Origin of the sequence: Bacillus sp. EKM206B, assembly GCF_011066015.1 — a bacterium.
In the GTDB taxonomy this organism is placed as follows: domain Bacteria; phylum Bacillota; class Bacilli; order Bacillales; family Bacillaceae; genus Bacillus; species Bacillus velezensis.
Genome location: NZ_JAAMNL010000012.1, coordinates 15,841 through 38,195, shown reverse-complemented (window position 1 = coordinate 38,195; position 22,355 = coordinate 15,841). Strand labels below are relative to the sequence as shown.

Below are 22,355 nucleotides of genomic sequence, written 5' to 3'. Positions count from 1 at the left end.
AAGCTCCCTTTAGAAAGGAAGCTTTATTTCAGCTGGAGAGGCTCCATATGAACGTGTGAATGGTCAATGGCATGTTCCTCTTTCATCTTGCGTTCTACCTCATTTGCGATCTCATGACTCTCTTTAATGTTCAGATCTGACGGCACTTCAATGACGACATCAATATGAACGGAGCTGCCCAGATATCTCGCTTTAATATCTTTTAAACGGCTGACGCCCGCAATCTGTTCAATCGTCTTTTTATAATCAGAAATATGTTTGACATCAAAACCGTCAGTCAGCGAATGAGAGGATTCCTTAAAAATATCCCACGCGGTTTTGCAGATGATCAACCCGATGATAAACGCGGTAACCGTATCCACCCAAGCCAAATGGAACTGTGAAGCAAAAATTCCGATAAACGTGCCGATACTGACGAGCGCATCTGATTTATTATCAGCGGCCGCAGCTGAAAGGGCCTGGCTGTTTACCTTTTTGGCAAGCCCTTTCGTATAGCGGTAGACCATCAGCATCACCACGGCGCTCCCCGCGGCCGTCCAGGCGGCTATCATATCCGGTGTTTCCTCTTTAACGGAAAAAATAGATTGCGCGGCGCTGAACAGCACTTGCATTCCGACAAGCATCATAATAATGGAAGCGATGAGTGACGCGACGGTCTCTGCCCGAAAATGGCCGTAAGGATGATCTTCGTCAGGAGGTTTCTGAGAGATGCGCAAACCGATGAAAACAGCCGCAGATGCCACGATATCAGTCGCATTATTTAAACCGTCGGCCTGAAGCGCTTCTGAGTGAAACAAATAACCGATTACAAGCTTCACAGCCGACAATGCCGCATATGCGCCAATACTGACAATCGCTCCGGTTTCGCCTTTTTTCAATTCATGATATCTCTCCACTGAAAATCCTCCTTCCCGTTCAATTTTTCCTTCATTATCATACAAAGCGAAGATACAGTGGGTCTATAGAAACATGATTCACTTTCCACAGAAAAATAGTAAGCATAGAACATTTATGCGCCCAGGAAACTTATCTTTATTCACGAAAACCCTCTCATTCCAATCGTATCAAGGCTTCTCGCCACCCCATGTTCATGGAATTATTTTCAAACCTATTAAAATACAAAAATAACAGAAAATTATTTCTTTTCCTTCCGGCACTTTCTGCTGTACGGACGAGAAAAAATGTCATATTTTCTTACATCATTTTCAACTGCCTGTGGCATTTATGATAGAATAATACTTGTCGGAATATTCAGCATAAACAAACCAAAAGGAGGCAAAGAATGAATCAGCCTAACTCTTTATCAAAGGGATTAAAAACCCGGCATATGACTATGATTTCAATTGCCGGCGTGATCGGCGCCGGATTATTTGTCGGAAGCGGATCCGTCATTCATTCCACCGGACCCGGAGCGATTGTCTCCTACGCTTTAGCAGGATTATTAGTGATTTTTATTATGAGAATGCTGGGGGAAATGTCCTCCGTCAACCCGACAAGCGGTTCGTTTTCACAGTACGCGCATGACGCCATCGGTCCTTGGGCCGGTTTTACGATCGGATGGCTGTATTGGTTTTTCTGGGTCATCGTCATTGCCATTGAAGCCATTGCAGGCGCCGGAATCATACAGTACTGGTTCCCGGGCATTCCGTTATGGCTGACGAGTCTGCTTCTGACCGTGCTGTTAACACTGACGAATATTTATTCAGTTAAATCGTTCGGTGAATTTGAATACTGGCTTTCCTTAGTGAAGGTAGCGACGATCGTTGTCTTCTTAATCGCGGGATTTGCGTTCATTTTCGGAATCGTCCCCGGCAGCAAACCGGTCGGGCTGGAAAATCTGGCGGGCAGCGGCGGATTTTTCCCTAAAGGTCCAAGTTCCGTTCTGCTCGGCATCGTCGTTGTCATTTTTTCTTTCATGGGATCTGAAATCGTCGCAATCGCAGCGGGAGAAACGTCAAATCCGGTCGAATCCGTCACGAAGGCGACCCGCTCAGTCGTTTGGCGGATCATTATTTTTTACGTCGGTTCCATTGCGGTTGTGGTCACACTGCTGCCGTGGGATTCAGCCAATATTTTGGAAAGCCCCTTCGTTGCCGTTTTGAGCCATATCGGGGTTCCCGCAGCCGCTCAAATCATGAATTTCATCGTCCTGACAGCCGTTCTGTCCTGCCTGAACTCCGGGCTTTATACGACGTCACGGATGCTGTATTCACTGGCAGAGCGAAATGAAGCGCCGCGGCGTTTTATGAAACTGAGTAAAAGAGGCGTACCGGTTCAAGCCATTATCGCCGGCACCTTTTTCTCCTATATTGCCGTTGTTATGAACTACTTTTCTCCCGACTCCGTATTTTTGTTCCTGGTCAATTCATCAGGGGCGATCGCACTGCTCGTCTATCTCGTCATCGCCGTCTCACATCTGAGAATGAGAAAGAAAATCGAACGGACAAACCCTGAATCTCTTAAAATCAAAATGTGGTTTTATCCGTACTTAACCTACCTGACGATCATCGCCATTTGCGCCATCTTGTTATCTATGCTGTTTATCAGTTCAATGCGGTCTGAATTTCTGCTGACAGGATTTATTACTCTGCTGGTACTTGCCTCATATGTATTCCGCAAAAAACAAAAACCGAAAGAGAGCGCTTCCGAAAGCCGGATTGCGCAATAACCGCAAACACCCCCCTCAAAAAAGGGCGGGTGTTTTTTTAACCAACCTGTTCCAGGCAGCATTAACTGTAGTACAGGATTTCAATAAATGATAAGGACAGGATGAAAAATGGCTCTAGAAAAATTTGCAGATGAACTGCCGATTATCGAAACACTCCAGCCGCAGAAGAAATCAGACGGCAGCACGTATTATGAAGTCACCATGAAGGAATGCTTTCACAAGCTGCACCGCGATCTCCCGCCGACCCGGCTGTGGGGGTATAACGGTTTATTTCCCGGCCCGACGATCGACGTGAACCAAGATGAAAACGTCTATATTAAATGGATGAATGACCTTCCGGATAAGCATTTTCTGCCAGTGGATCATACCATTCACCATTCAGAAAGCGGCCATCAGGAACCCGATGTCAAAACCGTCGTCCATTTACACGGAGGAGCAACGCCGCCGGACAGCGACGGCTACCCGGAAGCATGGTTCACAAAGGATTTTAAGGAAACGGGTCCTTATTTTGAGAGAGAGGTATACCATTATCCAAACAAACAGCGCGGGGCTCTGTTATGGTATCACGATCACGCCATGGCGATTACGAGGCTCAATGTGTACGCCGGGCTTGCCGGGATGTATATCATCCGCGAGCGAAAAGAAAAGCAGCTGAAGCTTCCCTCCGGAGAGTACGACGTACCGCTTATGATTTTGGACCGCACATTAAATGACGACGGTTCCTTGTCTTATCCGAGCGGGCCTGCTACCCCTTCCGAAACGCTGCCCGACCCTTCCATCGTCCCGTTTTTTTGCGGAAATACCATTCTCGTCAATGGTAAAGCGTGGCCGTATATGGAAGTTGAACCGCGGACATATCGTTTCCGCATCCTTAATGCCTCCAATACGAGAACATTTTCTCTCTCGCTCAATAACGGCGGGAAGTTTATCCAAATCGGTTCTGACGGCGGACTGCTTCCCCGCTCTGTCAAAACACAATCTATCAGCTTAGCCCCGGCAGAGCGGTATGATGTGCTCATCGATTTCTCCGCCTTTGACGGAGAACATATCATTTTAACGAACGGCACCGGCTGCGGGGGCGACGCCGATCCGGATACAGACGCCAATGTGATGCAATTCCGCGTCACAAAACCGCTGAAGGGATTAGACACAAGCCGGAAGCCTAAATATCTTTCAACAATGCCTAATGTGACATCAAAGAGAATACACAATATCAGGACGCTTAAACTTACAAATACGCAAGACAAATACGGCCGGCCCGTTTTGACGCTGAATAACAAGCGATGGCATGATCCTGTGACAGAAGCGCCGAAGCTCGGCACAACGGAAATCTGGTCGATTATTAATCCGATGGGGGGAACCCATCCGATACACCTGCACCTTGTTTCCTTCCAAATCCTTGACCGGCGCCCTTTTGACTTAGAGCGTTATAACAAATTCGGCGACATTGTGTATACAGGCCCCGCCGTCCCGCCTCCTCCAAGTGAGAAAGGCTGGAAAGATACCGTGCAGGCGCACTCGGGAGAGGTCATCAGAATCGCGGCGACCTTCGCTCCTTACAGCGGACGCTACGTATGGCACTGTCATATTTTAGAACATGAAGATTACGACATGATGAGACCGATGGACGTCACGGATAAGCAGTAAACAAATATCACCCCTTTTAGAGAAGGGGATTTTTTATTTACCCAAAAAGAAAAAATAAGAAGACACTTATTTGCATATACTGTAATAACAGGAAGACGATGCACCCTCATTGGAAATCTGGATAGAAAAAGGAATTAGGAGATTAGGGAAAAGTATGAGACAATGAAGGAGTGCACGAAAATTCATAAGGGAAGAAGTGACTTTATGTCTTACTACAACAAACGTAATCAGGAACCGCTGCCTAAAGAAGATGTCAGTACGTGGGAATGCACAAAAGAGGACTGTATCGGCTGGAGCAGAAAGAATTTTGCCGGCAGTGATACCCCGACTTGCCCCCTTTGCGGCAGTAAAATGATCGACGGCGTCCGTTCGTTGGTAAATCTCCAAAACAATAACCAAACGGCATCAAGTTAGACCTCCCTTTTACGAGTCTCAACATAGAGAAGGCCTCCATGTCTCATGAGAGGCCTTTGCGTTATCATGTCCTTTTATGATGCAAAGGAGCAATGAACATGAAAAACGATCGGCAGCAGAAAGATCTGAAGGAAATGGCAAAACGGCGGAAAATGAACCTTGCCGCACAGTCATTCATCGAAACGCTTCATTTTGCCGTTCCGATTCTCCGTTTTTTCAAATGGCTCGCCTCAGCCGCAGCCAGCTTTGTTCATTAAAAAACACCCAGCGGGCGCTGAGTGTTTTTTTCATGATTGGATGACGGAAAAACTGTTGATAATGCCGTTGTCATTTTCCCAGACTTTTTCGCATTTTTTCGTATCCAAATGATAAGCATAAATGGTCCGGACCTTCGCATTCCGCCCCGTTTCATCCTTCAGACGCTTAGCGCCTTTTGCTTCCGCCATAAAATAAATGATGCTGCCGTCTTTAGAAAACTGAGGCTGGGCATCAATCAGCGGAGCGAAGTCCTTCCCGTTTGAGATAATCGTTTCATCTTTTTTCGTTTTGACATTCATCAGACGGATGGACGCTTTTTGTTCCGTCCCTTTTTGTGTATAAGATGTAAAGACAAGGTTCTTTCCGTCCGGTGACACCGCCACGTCGCTGATAAACTGTTCAAGGTTTGTCAAATCCTGAAGGTGTTCGCCCGCTCCTGCTGCAAACCTGATATTCGTCGGTTCAGGGTCAATCCCCTTCTCATTTGCCTCATCCGTTTTTTGATAATCCTCTTTTACGGAATAATGCAGAAGCGCAAAATCGTTTTGGCTGCGGTTATAAAAGAAGCTGCTCACACTGTCGTCTTTCTCATTGGCGGCGGGATACAGATTTTCATAACGTTTCGTTTTCAAATCAAAAGATGCGAGACGGAAAATATCTTCATCCGCTTTTCCGAGACGGAAATAAATGTGCGTCAGATCCTTTGATAAAAACAGACTGTCAGCGCTTGCCGTTCCTTTATAAAGCACCGTCTTCTTTTTCGTCTTCAGATTAAGCTTATACAGACGCATCTCATTTTGGTCATTATTCCCGACAAAATAGAGCACCTGATGGGCGTCATCCAGCGCAAACGCCGGATATGCCGAAAGCTTTTCCTCGTACAGCACGCGGCCGTCCTCGTAATATTTCGTCATCAGATCTTTGTCTGTAATGGAAACAAGCAGCTTGTCATGGCCGCCGGAGACAACGGCTTTCCCGCCGCCGTCGCTTTTTCCTTTAATCAGTAAAACGGACGCGATGACCGCCGCCGCCAAAACGGCTGCCAGCAACATCCAGATCCATCGTTTCTTCTTCATTATCAATCTCTCCGTCAATCAGAAAAAGCAAGAATCAGTGTCCTTGCTTTTTAAGATGGTCTATTTTAATAGCTGTAGTGTCCGGATACTCTTCCTTTGCTTAATGGATATCCGAGCGCTTTGAACGCTTTCGGGCTGACATCCAATACGGCATTCGGCAGACGGCCTACATCATTTTTGTATACGGTGATAACCTTTTTCGGTTTTGCTTTCGCATAAGCTCTGATTTTCGTTCCGTTTCTCGGAACGTCAAATCCTAATTTTGTCGCGCAATCCCAGTGCCCCAGTTTTTTACCGGAAGATCCTTTTTTGCCGACTCCATTATACCATGTAATATTTCCGTTCACTTTTTTAGCACTTGCATCAGAAGAGTAACTGATCGCTCCCAGCGTGCTTCCTGCTAAAATCAATAAGGCTAAGAATAACTTCTTCAAGCTTTCGTCCTCCTGATTCTTTATTCTAGGCAAAATTATACACCAAGAAGACGATTATAATATTTCAATCACTTTACATGTTCATTACAACGTGATGAGACATGCACATAACGATGGCACAATTTCCCGTTCTATATAATTCCATGGTAAATTATACTACAAAATTTAATTCATTAGCGTTATAATATTCATAGAGTATTTCTGCATTCAATATGGACTTTTTATAAGGCCTATTGATAGTTGCATAATATGATATATTTTGAGAAATCAGGCTTTAGGAAGCAGGCACTTTATTCCTTTTAACCGTGGTTCATATTGATCATGTACCTATACTCGTTTCAATCAGACTAGGAGTGATAATCAATGAAAGCGGCAAGATGGCACAATCAAAAAGACATTCGAATCGAAAACATTGATGAACCTAAAGCAGAACCGGGTAAAGTCAAAATTAAAGTCAAATGGTGCGGGATTTGCGGAAGCGACCTTCATGAATATTTGGGAGGCCCGATCTTTATTCCGGTCGGCAAACCTCATCCGTTAACAAACGAAATGGCGCCCGTCACGATGGGTCACGAATTCTCAGGAGAAGTCGTTGAAGTGGGCGAAGGCGTCAAAAATTACAGCGTCGGCGACCGTGTCGTCGTGGAACCGATTTTTGCCACACACGGACATCAGGGAGCCTATAACCTTGATGAACAAATGGGATTCTTAGGCTTAGCCGGAGGCGGCGGCGGATTTTCTGAATATGTATCCGTTGACGAAGAATTGCTGTTTAAGCTTCCTGAAGAGCTTTCTTACGAACAGGGCGCGCTTGTTGAGCCGTCAGCGGTAGCGCTTTACGCCGTCCGCCAAAGCAAATTAAAAGCGGGCGACAAGGCGGCAGTTTTTGGCTGCGGACCGATCGGGCTGCTTGTGATTGAAGCCCTGAAAGCGGCCGGCGCCACAGATATTTACGCGGTTGAACTTTCACCGGAACGTCAGGAAAAAGCGAAAGAACTCGGCGCTATCATCATTGATCCGTCAAAAACGGACGATGTCGTTGAAGAAATCGCTAAACGCACAAACGGCGGCGTTGATGTTTCTTATGAAGTAACAGGCGTTCCTGTCGTTCTCCGCCAGGCAATCCAGTCAACAAACATTGCCGGTGAAACGGTTATCGTCAGCATCTGGGAAAAAGGAGCGGAAATTCATCCGAACGATATCGTCATCAAAGAACGGACCGTAAAAGGCATTATCGGATACCGTGACATCTTCCCTTCCGTTCTTGCACTGATGAAAGAGGGCTACTTCTCAGCAGATAAGCTCGTCACGAAAAAAATCGTGCTCGACGATCTGATTGAAGAAGGCTTTGGCGCTTTAATCAAAGAGAAAAACCAAGTGAAAATCTTAGTCAAACCGAACTAAACCGTTCAGCTGAATATCAGACACATCCGAAAAAGAGCCCTTCCGGCTCTTTTTTTCATCTCATCGTCTTTCCTTCCTTTTCCTTTTAAAAATGATCCCCTCTGCGCAAACTATTTTTCACCCTGTCCCGTCTATCCTTAGGCAGCAGCCTATGATACGTATTTTTAAAAAAGGAGCCCTTTGAAGCAATGAAGAACGAAACAGCCAAAGCGTCGCTTGTGACGTGCATAACTGAGCGCAAGGAAGACTTTTACCGGCTTGCGTACAGTTACGTAAAGAACAAGGATGACGCGTTAGATATTGTTCAGGAATCAATTCAAAAAGCGCTGACATCGGTCGAATCCGTCAAAAACCCCGATGTGATCAAAAGCTGGTTTTATAAAATTTTAGTGCGCACGGCCATTGATTTTCTCCGCAAACAGAAAAAACTGAAAGTGATGGACGATGAAACGATCGAGTTTTTAAGCCGCGGAAAGGAAGATCACTACAAGGACACAGACCTTCACGAAGCGCTCGATGACCTGCCGCATCAATATAAAACCATTATCATTCTGCGTTTCTTTGAAGACCTGAAATTAGAAGAAATCGCGGACATCACGGGGGAAAACATCAACACCGTCAAAACACGCCTTTACAGGGGGCTGAAGCTCATGCGCATTCAGCTGACGAAGGAGGATCTTTCTTAATGGAAAAGAGATTAGAACAATTAAGAGAAGAGTATAAAAGTGTGCCCATTCCTAAGGAACTGGACAGCATTGTCGAAAAAGCCCTTCGGCAGAAACCGAAGAAAAAACGAATCGTGATGTGGCCGACATCCGCGGCAGTCGCTGCGGCCGTCTTATTTACCGCCGTTGTCAATATCAATCCGGATGCCGCACAAGCCATGTCTAAAATCCCCGTCATCGGCAAAGTCGTCCAAGCCATCACATTCACGGAGATGAAGGAAGAAAAGAACCAATCAAGCATTGATGTGAAAACGCCCGCTCTGTCCGGACTTTCCGATCATAAACTCGAAGACAGCATCAATCGGCATTATATGAAAGAAAGCAAAGAGCTGTATCAGGAATTTATGAAGGCGACCTCAAAAAGCAAAAAAGGCCACCTCAGTATTTACAGCGATTATGAAACCGTTACTGACACAGCGGATTTGATCTCAATCCGCCGTGATATCGAAAAAACACAAGCTTCATCTTATACGCAAAGCCGTTACATCACGATTGATAAAAAGAATGAGGCCGTGCTTACGTTAAAGAGTTTATTTAAAGATGACCGTTATATTAAAGTCATCAGCGAAAATATTAAAGAACAAATGAAAAAACAGATGAAAGAAGATCCGAATAAAATATACTGGGTCGAAGATGATGATATGACGGAGCCTTTTAAAGCCATCCGCGCCGACCAGAATTTTTATATTACAGATAAGCACAAACTTGTTATTTCATTTGACGAATATGAAGCGGCACCCGGATATATGGGCGTTACAGAGTTTACAATACCGACCTCCGTCATCTCCAAGCTGCTTGTCGGAGACCGCTACATTAGATAAAGAAAGAAAAAAATCCATGATATCCGCAGATCATGGATTTTTTCTTTCGTCCCGCAACAGCCAAGATGCACAAGGGACCCTTTTCATATAACAGACGCCGGACGGGGGCTGAAAAGTTTAAGAAAATCACAGCATTTCATTCATTTTTTCTGAAACAAAATCCCCTTCCGAATGCGTCTAATTAACGGAACAAATGGAAGACTGTACAGAAATCTGCCATAGCCATCCGCAAAACAGCGAGAATTTCCGCACACATTATTGGAGGAATACCATGTCAGACAAGTCACTGCATCACCGCTATATTCCCGGACTGGATGGACTTCGCGCCTTTGCCGTCCTCGCAGTTATCGCATATCATCTGAATTTTAACTGGGCCGACGGCGGTTTCATTGGTGTTGATATCTTTTTTGTTTTATCGGGGTATTTAATTACATCTATTATATTGCCTGCCCAAGGCAATGCCATCACCCTTGATTTGCGTGATTTTTGGGTGCGCCGGATCAGGCGGCTTCTGCCGGCGGCTTATCTCATGATTATCACGACGGTCATTTGGGTCGTATTGTTTAACAGCGAGCTCCTGCATACCGTACGCGGGGATGCGGTCTCCTCACTTTTTTACATAAGCAATTGGTGGTTTATCTTTCATCAGCTTTCTTATTTCGACAGCTTCGGCTCCCCTTCGCCATTAAAAAACCTTTGGTCGCTGGCGATTGAAGAACAGTTTTATATCATATGGCCCTTCCTGCTGCTTGCGGGAATGTACATATGTAAAACACGGACCCGGCTTGCGGCCGCCGTCATGTTCCTCGCATTATGTTCGGCAGTCGTAATGAGTATGATGTATGTGCCCGGCGGAGATCCGAGCCGCATTTATTACGGGACGGATACCCGCTCATTTGAATTGCTGATCGGCTGCGCTTTAGCTTTAGTGTGGCCGATGAAACGATTATCTTCCAAACGGCTGCCGAGCAGCATGAAACACCTGCTTCACGGGACGGAGCTTGCTGCTTTTGCCGCGCTGCTGCTTTGCGTCTTTTACACGGATGAATATGAACCCTTCCTGTACAAGGGCGGCATGCTTTTGATCAGCATCACCGCAGCGGTTCTTGTCGCATGTTTATGCCATCCGAGCAGCTTTTTGGGACATGTCCTTTCATGGAAGCCGCTTCGCTGGATCGGAACGAGATCATACGGAATCTACCTTTGGCATTACCCGGTTTTCGTACTGAGCACACCCGTGCAGGAAATCGGAAATCCGGTTTATTGGCACTGCGCCGTCAGAATCGGCGCCACTTTCATTCTCGCCGAGCTATCTTACCATTTCATTGAACAGCCGATCCGCTCTGCGGGCTTCCGGCCATTTTTACGCCGCGTGTTTCTGAACCGCTTTCTGGAATGGAAGACGTCCTCTGTCATCAGCAGAATGTCGCTCGGCCTCATTCTTGCCGCCATTCTCGTATTTGCAGGCGGGCTGTCAGGGATAGCCGAAGAGAAAAAACAGCCGCAATGGACATACGCGCAGAATGATCAGCAAGAAACCGCCGCCTCTTCGCACAAAACGGCCGATCACGATCAGCCTGCAAAAGAAGAAGACAGCAAGAAAAAACACGGCGGCGAAAAAACGGATACCGCGTCAGACAAAAACAAGAAAGAACCAGCAGACAAATCAGATACGAAGAAAAACGACGAGAAAAAGGAACGGTCATCTCAAAAAACGGCTGATCCAAAACAAACACAGCCTCAGCAAGACGTGCTGGCCATCGGTGACTCGGTGATGCTGGACATTGCGTCATACCTGCGGCAGTCCCTCCCTCATGTCACCATCGACGGAAAGGTAGGAAGACAAGTCTCTCAAGCACTCCAGCTCACTTCGGAATATGCGTCATTTAATCAGCCGAACAAAGCGGTCATCATCGAGTTAGGGACGAATGGCTATTTCACAAACAGCCAAATTGAATCACTGATCAGCTCCTTTTCAAAAGCCGATATCTATCTTGTCAACACGCGTGTACCGCGGCAGTGGGAAAGCAAAGTAAACGAATCATTGCGCCGGCAGGCCGAGTCACGCAAAAATGTGACGCTTGTCGATTGGCACGCAAAAGCATTGCAGCACCCTGAATACTTCACACCGGACGGCGTCCATCTCATACCTGAGGGATCAAAAGCGCTGACATCCCTCATCGTTCAAACAATGAAATCATGACAAAAAAAGAGGCCCAAAAAAGGCCTCTTTTTCGTATATCGTCAGGCAAGCTTCTGTCCGCAATTCGGGCAAAAATTCGCGCCTTCCGTTTTCGTTCCGCAGTTCGGACAGAATTTCGGCTTATCCGCTCCTTCCGAGCCGTTCGCCGGTGCCGTCCCCTGATTCTGCTGACTTTGATCTTGCTGCGGCTGGTTCTGCTGATTTTGGTTCATTTGGTTCATCATTTGATTTGCCACATTCATTCCCATCATCATGCCCGCCATGTCTGAGGCGGCGCCGCTTCCGTTCATTTTGCCGGATGACATTCCGTCCGTCATGGAAATCTGCTGATAGCGGTTCACATCGCCCACCATGCCGTAAGAAGCGTTTTTCGTAATCATATCCTGAACTTCCTGCGGATAGTTAAAGCTCATAATATTGAAGCCCGTAATCGACATGCCGTCTCCGATCAGCTGCATATCAAGATCTTCTTGAATCCCTTTTCCGATTTCAAAGGAATTCGACTGCAGATTGAACATGTCTTTTCCTTCTCTGGTGATCCATTTCATCAAAAGCTGATCGAGAATAGACGTAATCCGGATTTTAATGTCCTCCACTAAATAGCTGTCTTTGACACCCGCAATCTTATCAATCAATCCGATGTAGTCAATGACCTTGAAGTTAAATGTGCCGTTTGCGCGGATCGGCATACCGCCCGGCATACCTGCCGCCGGAATGTTGATGGCGTTTTTTGTGCCCCACTTCACGGTGAACTCCTTCGTATTCACAAACAGCACTTCAGCCCGCATGCCGCTGTTAAAACCAAACTTAAACCCTTTTAGTGTAGATAGAAACGGAATGATTTCTGATTCGATATCATAATCGCCGTCATCACGGAAAATCCCTTCAATCTTCCCGTTGTATAAAAAGATGGCATCCTGTCCCGGCCGGATGATCAGACGGCTGCCTTTTTTAATTTCACGGTTGTTCCATTTATAGAAAACCATGTCGTCTCTGAATTCTTCCCACTCCACCACATTTGCTAACTGATTTCTGAAAAAACCCATGTATGCTCAAATCCTTTACATATAATTTAAAAACTTCCCTTGCTTCCGCTGTAACTCGTGCCGCCCCTCGTGACTCCGCCGTCATTGTCATTATCTTTATCAGGCTTTTTTTCTCTTGTAACGTCGGTTCGGATATATGTGTCGTGCTGGCTCAGCACTTCAGACGTATCGTGATCCATATACGTGCTGCCGGTGACGGTGACCTTGCCGCCGGAATTGTACACCATCACGGTGACGGCGATTCCGGCCGCGGCTGCGGCAATAATGAGCTGAAACCACCATGTGAGCAGCAGATTGTCAGACTTGTCGTCCGGGCTTTTCCCCATATCTTTATAAGCCATCTTGATGTAGGTCTGAAACGCCTTTTCATAATGGCCTGCGGAAATATCTGACGAGATCGTATTCCTGATCGTATTCAGCCGGCTGTTATTCAAATACGTCTCCGCCTTTTTATATCCGGAGATAAATACTTCCCGATTTTTCATATCAATGGTCAATATCGCCGTACTTCCGCTAAAATGACTGTCATAAAAATCACCGGCGTACTGCTCGATGTCCTTACCGCCCGTTCCGTTTGCGGTAAGAATGATAAAATCGGTATGGCGCTTTGCCCCCAGCTTCCCGGCCAATTCCTCAAGTTTCTTCGTTTCATCCTTCGTTAATAAATGAGCATTGTCGTAAACATATTGCTTCTGTTCCGCGGCAGACGCCGATGTATGTAAAGAAAAAGACAGCATCAGAAAAAGGACGAAGCAGAAGAGACACGCTTTTTTTATCGATACTTTCATCAAAAACCGCCTCCTATCATAAGTGAGACGAGTCTTAATGCTACAAACGCACCGGCGGTTATGCCGCCGAACCACGCGGCCACTTTTCCGGCACTGATCGGCGGTTTGCCGACAACCTTGCCCGTCTGCCCGTTCATCGCAAAAATGTGCTCAGCCCGCTCATAGTCGTAGCTGACCATCCAGACCGGAAGCAGTACGTAAAAGCTGCTGATTTTATCGGTCTGAATCTGCTCATCCGTAATGTCAGCCGTCGTATATCCGGAGAAGGTGGATCTGATATAAGAATCAATATAATGGCTGATTTTATCCTTCGCCCGCGGAAAGAGATCGTCATCGGTATAATTGTACTTTTCCGCTATATATCCCGCTAAATAGGCCGTATTAAATTCCTTCAGCTCACTGTATGAGTAAGGCTCCAATTTGTCCATTAATTCATCATTCATTTTTTCTGAAGCGTCGACCGGAATTTTGAGATAATCAAGATTGATATCGCGGTACGCGTTGTAATACTCGGTCTCCGTCACCCGGTATTCTCCATCATCATAGTGATGCACTCTCGTACAAACGGCATTGACCTGAACCTTGCTGTTTAAGTCAAACATCCAAAACGGCACGTACATGCCGGTTATGCTCTTCACCCGATCGGCAGTCATAAATCCTTTCGGTGTCAGACGGCCGTTTCGGCACCACTTTTTAAAAGCGCTCATGGCTTCTTCTTTACTGATCGTAAAAGGAATCACCATCGAAGGCGCGAGATTTCCCGATAATCGGTCGGCGAGAACGGCGGCTCCTCCGCAAAACCCGCACGTCGTGGCCGTCGTTTCCGCCTCAGTCATTAATACTGCGCCGCAGTTCTCACAGCGGTACTCGTTCGCCTCATTTTCGGAAAATCTCGTCGTTATATACTCTTTTGGCAGGCTTTCAATCTGATCCTGCCGCCCGCAGCTGTGACATGTCAGCGTGCCGGATGAACTGTCAAAGACCATATCATCGCCGCAGTTCGGGCATTTATAAGAAATGATCATTCTGTTTCTCTCACTTTCTCTTTATATCGGACAAAACTGCAGCCCGCTGTCTATTGATCTTTACTGAAAAGCATTTTCTGCTTAAGCGCCGCCAATTCATCATCGACACTGCTTTGATTGCTGTCATATTTAGCCGTCAGCTCGTCAATATCGTCTTTCGGAGACGCGTTCAGCTCAGCCATCGCATTGGCGTGATCAAGCGCCCGGTTGACCTTGTCTTCCATTCTGCCGAAAGCTGTCAGCGATTGGCCCGCGTTTGACACAGAGGACCCCAATTTGTTCATTCTCTCCTGCGTTTTTGCCACAGACCACTTCGCTTTGATGGCATTTCTTCGCGACTCAAGCTCTCCGATATCAACGACAAGCTTGTCATGCATTTTGCGCATTTGAGACGCGTTGGAAGAAGCGAGCTGATAAGCCGTTTGCAGTTCAGTCAGTCTTGATTCAACAGCCGTTTTCCTTTCCAAAAATGTCCGCGCATCTGCTTCATTGCCGGCCTGCAACGCTTTCATCGCATAACTTTCCATCTTTTCGGCATCAGCCTGGCATTCCGTTAATGCTCTTTTCGCCCGCTGTTCCTCAGCCATGACAGAAGCCGTCTCCGCTTTCACTTTTCCTAAATCACTGTTCAGATTCCGTAAATATTGATCAACCATTTTTTCAGGGTTTTCAGCTTTATCCAGCAGCGCATTGATATTGCTTGACATGATGTCTTTAAATCTTCCTAAAATACTCATTTTTCATTTTCCTCCCAAAATTAAATAGTAACAAGTTCATAGTTATATATACTGTTTTTTTTTAAAAAAGTTTCATTTTCTCTTGAATTTATGTATTTTTATATGAAAATAGTCTCATTCAGCCCATTTGTGCCGGCGGAAATTCTTTATGACCAGATACAGTGAGAACAAAAAATAAATAAAAAGCCCGATCATCAACCCGCTCACTAACGGATAATGCTTCGCCGCATACACAAAAAAATCCAGCTGCGAAATCTGTTCCGGACTTGTAATCGTATCCGTTCCATTCAAAAGCTTTGAGAATTTAGCCGTATAATTCCAATCAAACGAATCAGAAACAAGCTCACTCCCCTGATACCAATTGACAGCGGCAAGACAAAGAAAACAAAAAACAGAAAACGCGCATTGCACAATAAGAAAAACATGTTTCATGAAAAACATTCCTCCGCGGTTCAATATCATAGGCCGTCACACTATACATGACGGCAGCAGCAGAAACTTGGTTTTACTCAGAACTGATAAAAACGTGATTGTATGTACTTCACAGCGGTTCAATTTACTGGATGCCTTTCTAAAGTATACCGTATATCGTAAAGGGTTTCAGACCTAAATAAAGAGGATGCTTCCCGAAGTCCGATGACTTTCAAGAAACATCCTCCATACTTTACAGTGATACTTCAACCTCTTTTAAGCTCGGCAAAGCATCGATCGCACCGATTTTGGTGCACACGAGCGCCCCCACCTTATTGGCAAATGAGACAATATCACGCAGCTTCGCAAAATCATCGGCTGCCGTCTGAATCTCATCGGTGCGCGCCAGCTGATACAGCGCCGCGCCGACAAACGCATCTCCCGCTCCCGTTGAGTCTATTGATGTCACCGGAATGCTCGGAATGATGTCAATATCCTTCCCATTTGATAGAAGGGTTCCGCTTTTCCCGAGTGTCACCGCCACAATGCCGGCTCCGATCTCATGAAGAACCGCAACACCTTCTTTATGATCCTTCGCACCGCTGATGATCTCAAGCTCTTCGTCACTGACTTTCACAAAATCACTTACGGCAACGGCTTTTTTTGCGGTGTTTATAAACTCTGAAACTCTTCCTTTCCATAAATCCTCACGGTAGTTAGGATCGAAGGAAATAAACTGTCCATTGTCTTTCGCAATCGACATCAGCCGTAAATAGGCTGAGCAAAACGGATCAGATAACAATGCTGTCGCTGATCCGAAATGAAGGATTTTCGCATCGTTTACCTTTTCCAGATCAATATCCTCCAGCGTAAACAAAGCGTCCGCTCCTCTGTTAAACACAAAGTCGCGCTCCCCATTTTGTTTTAATGAAACAAACGCAAGCGTTGTAGGCGCTTTCTCATCCATGACGAGCATAGAGGTATCGACGTGTACGGCGTCCAATGTCTGCTTCAGAAAATACCCGAACGGATCTTTGCCTGTTTTTCCGCTGAAAGCCGCGTCTCCGCCCAGCTTAGCAATGGCAGCCGACACATTCGCCGGTGCGCCGCCGGCACTTTTTAAGAAATTGCGCCCTTCCGTCAAATCAACATCCACATCGGTACAAAAGAAATCAATTAACAATTCTCCAATACAAATAACAGATTGGCTTCCCACATTATCACACTCATTTATCAATTCTCGATTATAGTTTCAGTATAGTGCTTTCTGTTATAAATACAACCGTTTACATAGAATATTTTAAATTTTACGTATACTTATCTGGCAGCCTTTTGCTCCAGATCAGACATCATCTGCTGATATTTTTTTTCAGTTAAAGGATAAAAAGAAATTAGAATAATAGACAGCAGAATGAACAATCCCGGAATGAGCGCATTCATATTTTTAATCGCATTCAATGACGAGGCCGTCTGATCGGTATTCGCGGCATATCCGGCGATTCCGAGATAAACGGCCGAAAATGACCCGGCTAACGCAACTCCGAGCTTATTGATGAAACTCATGCTCGAAATCACCACGCCATCAGCCCGGACTCCGGTTTTCCATTCCGCATAATCGACACAATCGGCAACCATTCCCCAAGCAAGCGTATTTAAAGGCGTCGTGAAAAATCCCGAAACGAAAAGCCAAAAGAAAATAAGCGGAAGCGAAGAATACGATGTAAACTGAAGGCCCGCATAAGAAATCAGCGATAGCGCCGCCGTGATGATCATAACCTGCTTCCGGCCCCGCTTCTCAGAAAAGAAAGGAATAAACAGATTGCTGATCAGCGCTGCGCCGAAAAACAACATGGTTCCTAAAAACACAAATTCCTTATGGCTGACGTTATACGTAAAATAGTACACCATGGTGCTGAGCTTAATGTTAAACCCAATCGCAAACGCCAAAAATGCAGAAACCAAAATGAGCAAAGGCTTGTTTCGGAATAAAACGGACAACGTTTTTTTCATTCCTTGTTTTTTTCTTTTTTCAGGCTGAATCCGTTCCCGCACAGTAAAGAAACTGAACAGATTCAATGCGATGCTGACAGCCGCATAGATGAGCGCCGTCATCTGAAATCCAAACGCCTGATCTTTCCCGCCGATGGCGTCCGCAAGCGGTGTCGCACAGGAAATCGATAACAGAATTCCGATATAAACCAAAATCATCCGGGTCGTCGTCAGAACCGTCCGTTCCTCCACGGAATTCGTCATCCGCCCCGTTAAGCTGTTGACCGGAATCGTCTGCATGCTGAAGGACATCCCAAGCAGAATATAAGTGATGTACGCATAAACCATGTTCCCCGTCTCGCCGAAATGAGGGGTCGTGAAGCATAAGAACGTAAATAGCGCAAAAGGAAACGCCACCCACAAAAGATACGGCCTTGCCTTCCCCCATCTTGTATTCGTCTTGTCTAAAATCACGCCCATAATCGGGTCAAAAATAGCGTCCAGCACCCTTACGATAAGAAACAAAGCTGCGATGACCGCAGGCTTAATGCCGCCGACGTCTGTATAGTAGAATAATAAGTATGCGTTTACAAACTGAAAGATAATATTGTACGACATATCGCCGAATCCGTAGCCGATCCGTTCCATCCAAGACAGGCCGCGATATTTCGTCTTTACTGCCGCTGCTTTTTCTGTTTCAATCATCATTTCCCACCCCAAGAATCCGTTTTCATTTTTGATAAGCAAGAGGGAGAATGCAAAGATCCTCCCCGTTCACTCAGCGATTTGGATACACCATCACTTTTAAGCATTCATTTTTGTATTGAAAGGCCCGTTCCATCGCCTCTTGCGTCTGCTCCAACGGATATTGGTCCGTTACAAGATGCTTCGTGTCCACTATGCCGGAAGCGAGAAATTCAATTCCCTTCGGATACGTATTCGCATAACGGAAGATTCCGTATATATCAATCTCGTTATCTGCAATAAACGGCACATTGAGCGGAATCTCGTTCTGAGAAGGCAAACCGACAATCGCCAGTTTTCCGCCCCGGCGCACGGAAGCCAGTGCGGATTGCAATGCCGCCGGATTCCCCGCTGTTTCCCAGGCAGCATCAACGCCTCTGCCATTCGTCATCGTTTTGATTTCTTCACCGGCGTCCTGTTCCCGGACATTAATGACATGCGTCGCGCCCATTTTTTTCGCGGCTTCTAACCGCAGCGGCTCCAAGTCGGTCACAATAATTGTGCCTGCCCCGTATGCTTTCGCTGCCGCAACGGCCATCAGCCCCACAGGGCCCATTCCCATGATCGCAACCGTTGAACCGGGCTGAAGCTTCGTTCTCGAGGCCGCATGAATGCCGACGGAAAACGGTTCAATCAAAGCCGCATCTTCATAGGATAGTGAATCCGGAATCGAGAAAACAAAGTCCTGGCGCATTTTGATATATTGGACAAACGCGCCGTCAACCGGCGGTGTCGCCAAAAACTGTACATCCGGGCAAAGGTTATAACGCCCCTCCTTACACGCCTCACAGCGTCCGCATGTGACACCGGGTTCGACGGCGACACGGTCTCCCACCTTGAATTGATCGACAGACGATCCGACGGCGGCAATTTCTCCCGCGCATTCATGACCGAGGATAAATGGTTTTTCCACTACATAATTGCCTATTCTGCCATTTGTATAGTAATGCAGATCAGATCCGCAAATTCCGACAGCCATCACCTTAATCAACACTTCATCATGATTGATTTCAGGCACGGGCAATGTTTCGATTTTGATTTCTCTCGTGTTGTGCATAACCGCCGCTTTCATGTTTTGAGGCACTGTGTGAGTCATTTGGCAAAATCCTTTCTCTGCTTTGAAATGTAAGTGCATACACTTTTGTTTTCTCTATTACTGCCCCTATTTTATCTGCTTTTCCATACGTTCAACAGCCTTTCCTGCTGTATAAAAGGACAGCCACACTGTACTTTTTATTTTTTCATATACAAAAAACACTGAATTGATAAAATAGTACTAATAGGAGGTGCAGGCTAATGGCTGAACTTGAAAACCGGACACATTTTGCAGAACTGCTGGCGCCTGCCGTCAAATCGCTGAAACATCATCCTGATTTCAAAATTAAAAGGACAAAGAACGTAAAATCCGGACAGTCTTATATAGATCAAATCGCACTCCGAATAGGCGTTTCCTCTAACACGATCAAAAGCTGGATCGGACAGATGGGCGCAAACTACATTCCCGGACGAATTGACGACGGAAAGCTGTTCGGCATGATCTGGATCATTATAGAAAAGACTGATATGGATCCTGAATGGCTGACCGGCCTTCTGGAAACCACAACCATTCCCGTCATCAAACCCGCATTGCCCGTTTGGACGGCGTCTTGTCTAAAAAAAGCAAAAATACTCCGGAAAGACGGATCATTCGGAGCGCCGAGTGATGAAGATGTTGAAAAAGCAGTAAAGCGGCTGTTTCATGACAGACCAAGCCACGAAACGAATGCGCTTACAAGAAAGTCCGTCACGCATAACTTACCGTCACGCCGGACGGGGAACTTTATCGGACGCAACTTTGATATGGAAGCAATCCGGCAATGGATGCTGTCTTCGTCACCGGTCTGTTTAATCACGGGCTGGGCCGGCATGGGAAAAACAACGCTCGCTCTTGAAGCAGCCTGCCTTTGTGCCGGCGGTTCACCAGACTGGCCGGCATTCAACAGCATCATCTGGATCAGCACTGACTGGAAAGGATTGAGCTTCAGCGATTTTTTAAACACGATCGCCTATCAGCTCGGACGCACCGAACAAATTGACAAATCAATCAACGAAAAACGGTTCGTCGTCCGCAATGCATTAGCCGCTCATTCAAACGAAAAACCGGTATTGCTGATCGTTGACAGCATTGATACAGCGGAACGTCACATTCACGAATTTATCATCGGCCTTCCGCAAGGCGTAAAAGTCCTCCTTACGGCACGGGAAAACGTAAAACAGACATACCTGGATGGCCTCGGGGAATTGGCGGCCATCCAGCTGGGCGGCCTTGAACAAACGGATGCCCTTGATTTTTTTCATCAAGAAGTGAACCGCTGTCTGCAAACATGCAACCTCCCGCAAAAACGGGAAAAGCTGGAGCAGCTGCTGGAGCTATCGCCTGACCTTAAGAATGAATTCGTCTCGGCAGCCGCCGGCAACCCGAAGGCCATGGCACTGAGCATTGCATACATGTCAGACGACGACATCCCCGCTCCGCAGCTCATTCAAGAACTTAAACAAGCAGGCTACTCATTATTGGAATTGTTTGAAGTTCTCTTTGGCCGCACATGGGACAGATGTCATGAAGACACACGAAAACTATGGCAGACGCTTTGCTTTTTCGCTAAGCCCCCTGATGAAAAAAGCTTGGCTCAAGCGGCCGGATTAGACGTCCGGCGGTTTCATTACACGATTGAGCAAATGCGGTCATATGCTTTAATACAGCCGGAACGAAACGAAGGTAGAATTCAATACGCAGCCCATCAAACCGTTGTCGCTTACGGAGAACAGCACTTATCCGAAAATCACGAATTTGCAAAAGAAGCCCGCAGCCGCTGGGCGCATTATTATATTGATTATGCGGAAACCCATTTAAAACGGGAACGGCCCAATTCTGTCTATTGGAGCTATCTGCTGGGACGGAATTTAGAGCAAATGAAAAAGGAATGGCCGAACATCCTAAAGGTCATCGAATGGTCGAGTGAAACCGGACAACATGACATCCTGATCAAACTCATCATCCGCATCAGCCATTTTCTTAGCAGAATCAACCTGCCCCTGCGAATCGAATACGGATTAAAAGCCGCCGATGCCGCCCGTCAATCAGGCGAACACACGCGGGAAGCTTACTTTCGGATCGACACGGCAGGGTGGGCGCTGATGGAAGTCAACGATTCAGACGGAGCTCTCAGGCAAATAGAAGCCGGCCTGAAGATACTCGAACAATCAGGCGCACCGGATCACGACGACTTGAAAGTATGGGGAACCGCCCTGCAATCGAGGCTGCTGTTAAAAATCGGAGAACCGGACAAAGCGGCAGCAATGCTGGACGGCATCAAAGATCAGCCCGTCTCGCCCATTATCCGGCACAGGGTTCTTCTGGTCCGCGGCGACCTGAGTTTCGCCCGCTCTCACTACGAAGAAGCCATCACATTATACGAAGCGGCAAACACAACCAGCGCCGCATACGGCGGCGAAAAAACGATAGAAGCCTATTTCAACCTGGGCATGGCTTACGTAAAGTGTGATCAGCTCGAAAAAGCGGAAAAAGCCTTTGAACAAATGCTCTATGACAAACATAACGCCAATCAAGTTGAACTCATCTACTATTATTACGGAATGGCACAGCTGTTGTATCGTAAAGGAGAGAAAACGAAAGCGATGGAATCGAATCAGAAAGCGATGCGTTTGATTGATTCGTGGGAGCCTGGGATTGGGATTCGGGGTGAGGTGGAGCAAATGGATATTCTCATTTAAAAGACAACTACATTGCGGCTAGCGGTACGAGCTTTGAAAAACACTCATGACCTTGTTGTTTTTAAAGATAAAAAGGTATCTTTATCAGTACAGTAAATTGATTAAGATACCTTTATTGAAAAATAATATTTCACAGAAAACAAATTTCTAAAGTTAAACTTTTTAACAACAAGAGGTTAATACTTATACAG

The 22,355-nt window shown here is 46.3% G+C and carries 20 protein-coding genes; 9 read left to right on the top strand and 11 right to left on the bottom strand.

Annotated features, from left to right (window positions below; all coding sequences use genetic code 11):
• Positions 1-23: 23 nt before the first annotated feature.
• Positions 24-896, bottom strand: coding sequence for a cation diffusion facilitator family transporter (locus G9F50_RS17700; protein WP_043021620.1), 873 nt, complete (start codon positions 894-896; stop codon positions 24-26).
• Between the two features lie 386 nt (positions 897-1,282).
• Here G9F50_RS17700 and gabP point away from each other — a divergent pair, with 386 nt between their 5' ends.
• The 4 genes from gabP to G9F50_RS17680 all read left to right on the top strand — a co-directional run bounded on the left by gabP (position 1,283) and on the right by G9F50_RS17680 (position 4,986).
• Positions 1,283-2,668, top strand: coding sequence for a GABA permease (gene gabP, locus G9F50_RS17695; protein WP_007408881.1), 1,386 nt, complete (start codon positions 1,283-1,285; stop codon positions 2,666-2,668).
• 108 nt (positions 2,669-2,776) lie between these two features.
• Positions 2,777-4,315, top strand: a complete 1,539-nt coding sequence (gene cotA / locus G9F50_RS17690) for an outer spore coat copper-dependent laccase CotA (protein ID WP_060562950.1) — start codon at positions 2,777-2,779, stop codon at positions 4,313-4,315.
• 204 nt (positions 4,316-4,519) lie between these two features.
• Positions 4,520-4,729 (top strand): cold-shock protein, encoded by a 210-nt coding sequence (locus G9F50_RS17685; RefSeq protein WP_007408879.1) that lies wholly within the window; start codon positions 4,520-4,522, stop codon positions 4,727-4,729.
• A gap of 98 nt (positions 4,730-4,827) precedes the next feature.
• Complete coding sequence (locus G9F50_RS17680; RefSeq protein WP_003155794.1) at positions 4,828-4,986, top strand: hypothetical protein; 159 nt, start codon at positions 4,828-4,830, stop codon at positions 4,984-4,986.
• A 30-nt stretch (positions 4,987-5,016) separates the two neighbouring features.
• Here G9F50_RS17680 and G9F50_RS17675 read toward each other — a convergent pair whose 3' ends face one another.
• Positions 5,017-6,063, bottom strand: a complete 1,047-nt coding sequence (locus G9F50_RS17675; RefSeq protein WP_060562949.1) for a TolB family protein — start codon at positions 6,061-6,063, stop codon at positions 5,017-5,019.
• A gap of 65 nt (positions 6,064-6,128) precedes the next feature.
• Entirely contained in the window at positions 6,129-6,497 is a 369-nt protein-coding gene (locus G9F50_RS17670; RefSeq protein WP_007408877.1) for an RlpA-like double-psi beta-barrel domain-containing protein, read from the bottom strand.
• A gap of 363 nt (positions 6,498-6,860) precedes the next feature.
• Here G9F50_RS17670 and G9F50_RS17665 point away from each other — a divergent pair, with 363 nt between their 5' ends.
• The 4 genes from G9F50_RS17665 to G9F50_RS17650 all read left to right on the top strand — a co-directional run bounded on the left by G9F50_RS17665 (position 6,861) and on the right by G9F50_RS17650 (position 11,650).
• Complete coding sequence (locus tag G9F50_RS17665; RefSeq protein ID WP_007408876.1) at positions 6,861-7,901, top strand: 2,3-butanediol dehydrogenase; 1,041 nt, start codon at positions 6,861-6,863, stop codon at positions 7,899-7,901.
• 188 nt (positions 7,902-8,089) lie between these two features.
• Positions 8,090-8,587: an RNA polymerase sigma factor SigV gene (locus G9F50_RS17660; RefSeq protein WP_003155802.1), complete on the top strand. Its 498-nt coding sequence runs from the start codon at positions 8,090-8,092 to the stop codon at positions 8,585-8,587.
• Positions 8,587-9,447, top strand: a complete 861-nt coding sequence (rsiV, locus tag G9F50_RS17655; protein WP_053285260.1) for an anti-sigma-V factor RsiV — start codon at positions 8,587-8,589, stop codon at positions 9,445-9,447. The genes G9F50_RS17660 and rsiV overlap by 1 nt, the downstream gene beginning before the upstream one ends.
• Positions 9,448-9,718: 271 nt before the next feature.
• Entirely contained in the window at positions 9,719-11,650 is a 1,932-nt protein-coding gene (locus tag G9F50_RS17650; protein ID WP_060562948.1) for an acyltransferase family protein, read from the top strand.
• Positions 11,651-11,691: 41 nt separating this feature from the next.
• Here the strand turns inward: G9F50_RS17650 and G9F50_RS17645 are convergent, their stop codons facing one another.
• The 8 genes from G9F50_RS17645 to gutB all read right to left on the bottom strand — a co-directional run bounded on the left by G9F50_RS17645 (position 11,692) and on the right by gutB (position 19,486).
• Complete coding sequence (locus G9F50_RS17645; RefSeq protein WP_014417078.1) at positions 11,692-12,696, bottom strand: SPFH domain-containing protein; 1,005 nt, start codon at positions 12,694-12,696, stop codon at positions 11,692-11,694.
• Positions 12,697-12,722: 26 nt separating this feature from the next.
• Positions 12,723-13,484, bottom strand: coding sequence for a TPM domain-containing protein (locus G9F50_RS17640; protein ID WP_014417077.1), 762 nt, complete (start codon positions 13,482-13,484; stop codon positions 12,723-12,725).
• Positions 13,484-14,509, bottom strand: coding sequence for a TFIIB-type zinc ribbon-containing protein (locus G9F50_RS17635; protein ID WP_060562947.1), 1,026 nt, complete (start codon positions 14,507-14,509; stop codon positions 13,484-13,486). Before G9F50_RS17635 ends, G9F50_RS17640 begins: the two co-directional genes overlap by 1 nt.
• A 50-nt stretch (positions 14,510-14,559) precedes the next feature.
• A complete protein-coding gene (locus G9F50_RS17630) occupies positions 14,560-15,246 on the bottom strand; it encodes a PspA/IM30 family protein (RefSeq protein ID WP_060562946.1) in 687 nt (228 codons plus the stop codon).
• A gap of 114 nt (positions 15,247-15,360) precedes the next feature.
• The gene (locus G9F50_RS17625; RefSeq protein WP_038463695.1) at positions 15,361-15,678 is read right to left on the bottom strand and encodes a YjdJ family protein; all 318 of its coding nucleotides are present in this window, start codon (positions 15,676-15,678) and stop codon (positions 15,361-15,363) included.
• 232 nt (positions 15,679-15,910) lie between these two features.
• Entirely contained in the window at positions 15,911-16,873 is a 963-nt protein-coding gene (locus G9F50_RS17620) for a carbohydrate kinase family protein (RefSeq protein ID WP_014417073.1), read from the bottom strand.
• Between the two features lie 101 nt (positions 16,874-16,974).
• A complete protein-coding gene (locus G9F50_RS17615; protein ID WP_060562960.1) occupies positions 16,975-18,351 on the bottom strand; it encodes an MFS transporter in 1,377 nt (458 codons plus the stop codon).
• Positions 18,352-18,424: 73 nt separating this feature from the next.
• On the bottom strand, positions 18,425-19,486 hold the full coding sequence (gene gutB / locus G9F50_RS17610) for a sorbitol dehydrogenase (protein WP_060562944.1): 1,062 nt from the start codon (positions 19,484-19,486) through the stop codon (positions 18,425-18,427).
• 200 nt (positions 19,487-19,686) lie between these two features.
• Here gutB and G9F50_RS17605 point away from each other — a divergent pair, with 200 nt between their 5' ends.
• Positions 19,687-22,164 (top strand): NB-ARC domain-containing protein, encoded by a 2,478-nt coding sequence (locus G9F50_RS17605; protein WP_060562942.1) that lies wholly within the window; start codon positions 19,687-19,689, stop codon positions 22,162-22,164.
• Positions 22,165-22,355 lie beyond the last annotated feature (191 nt).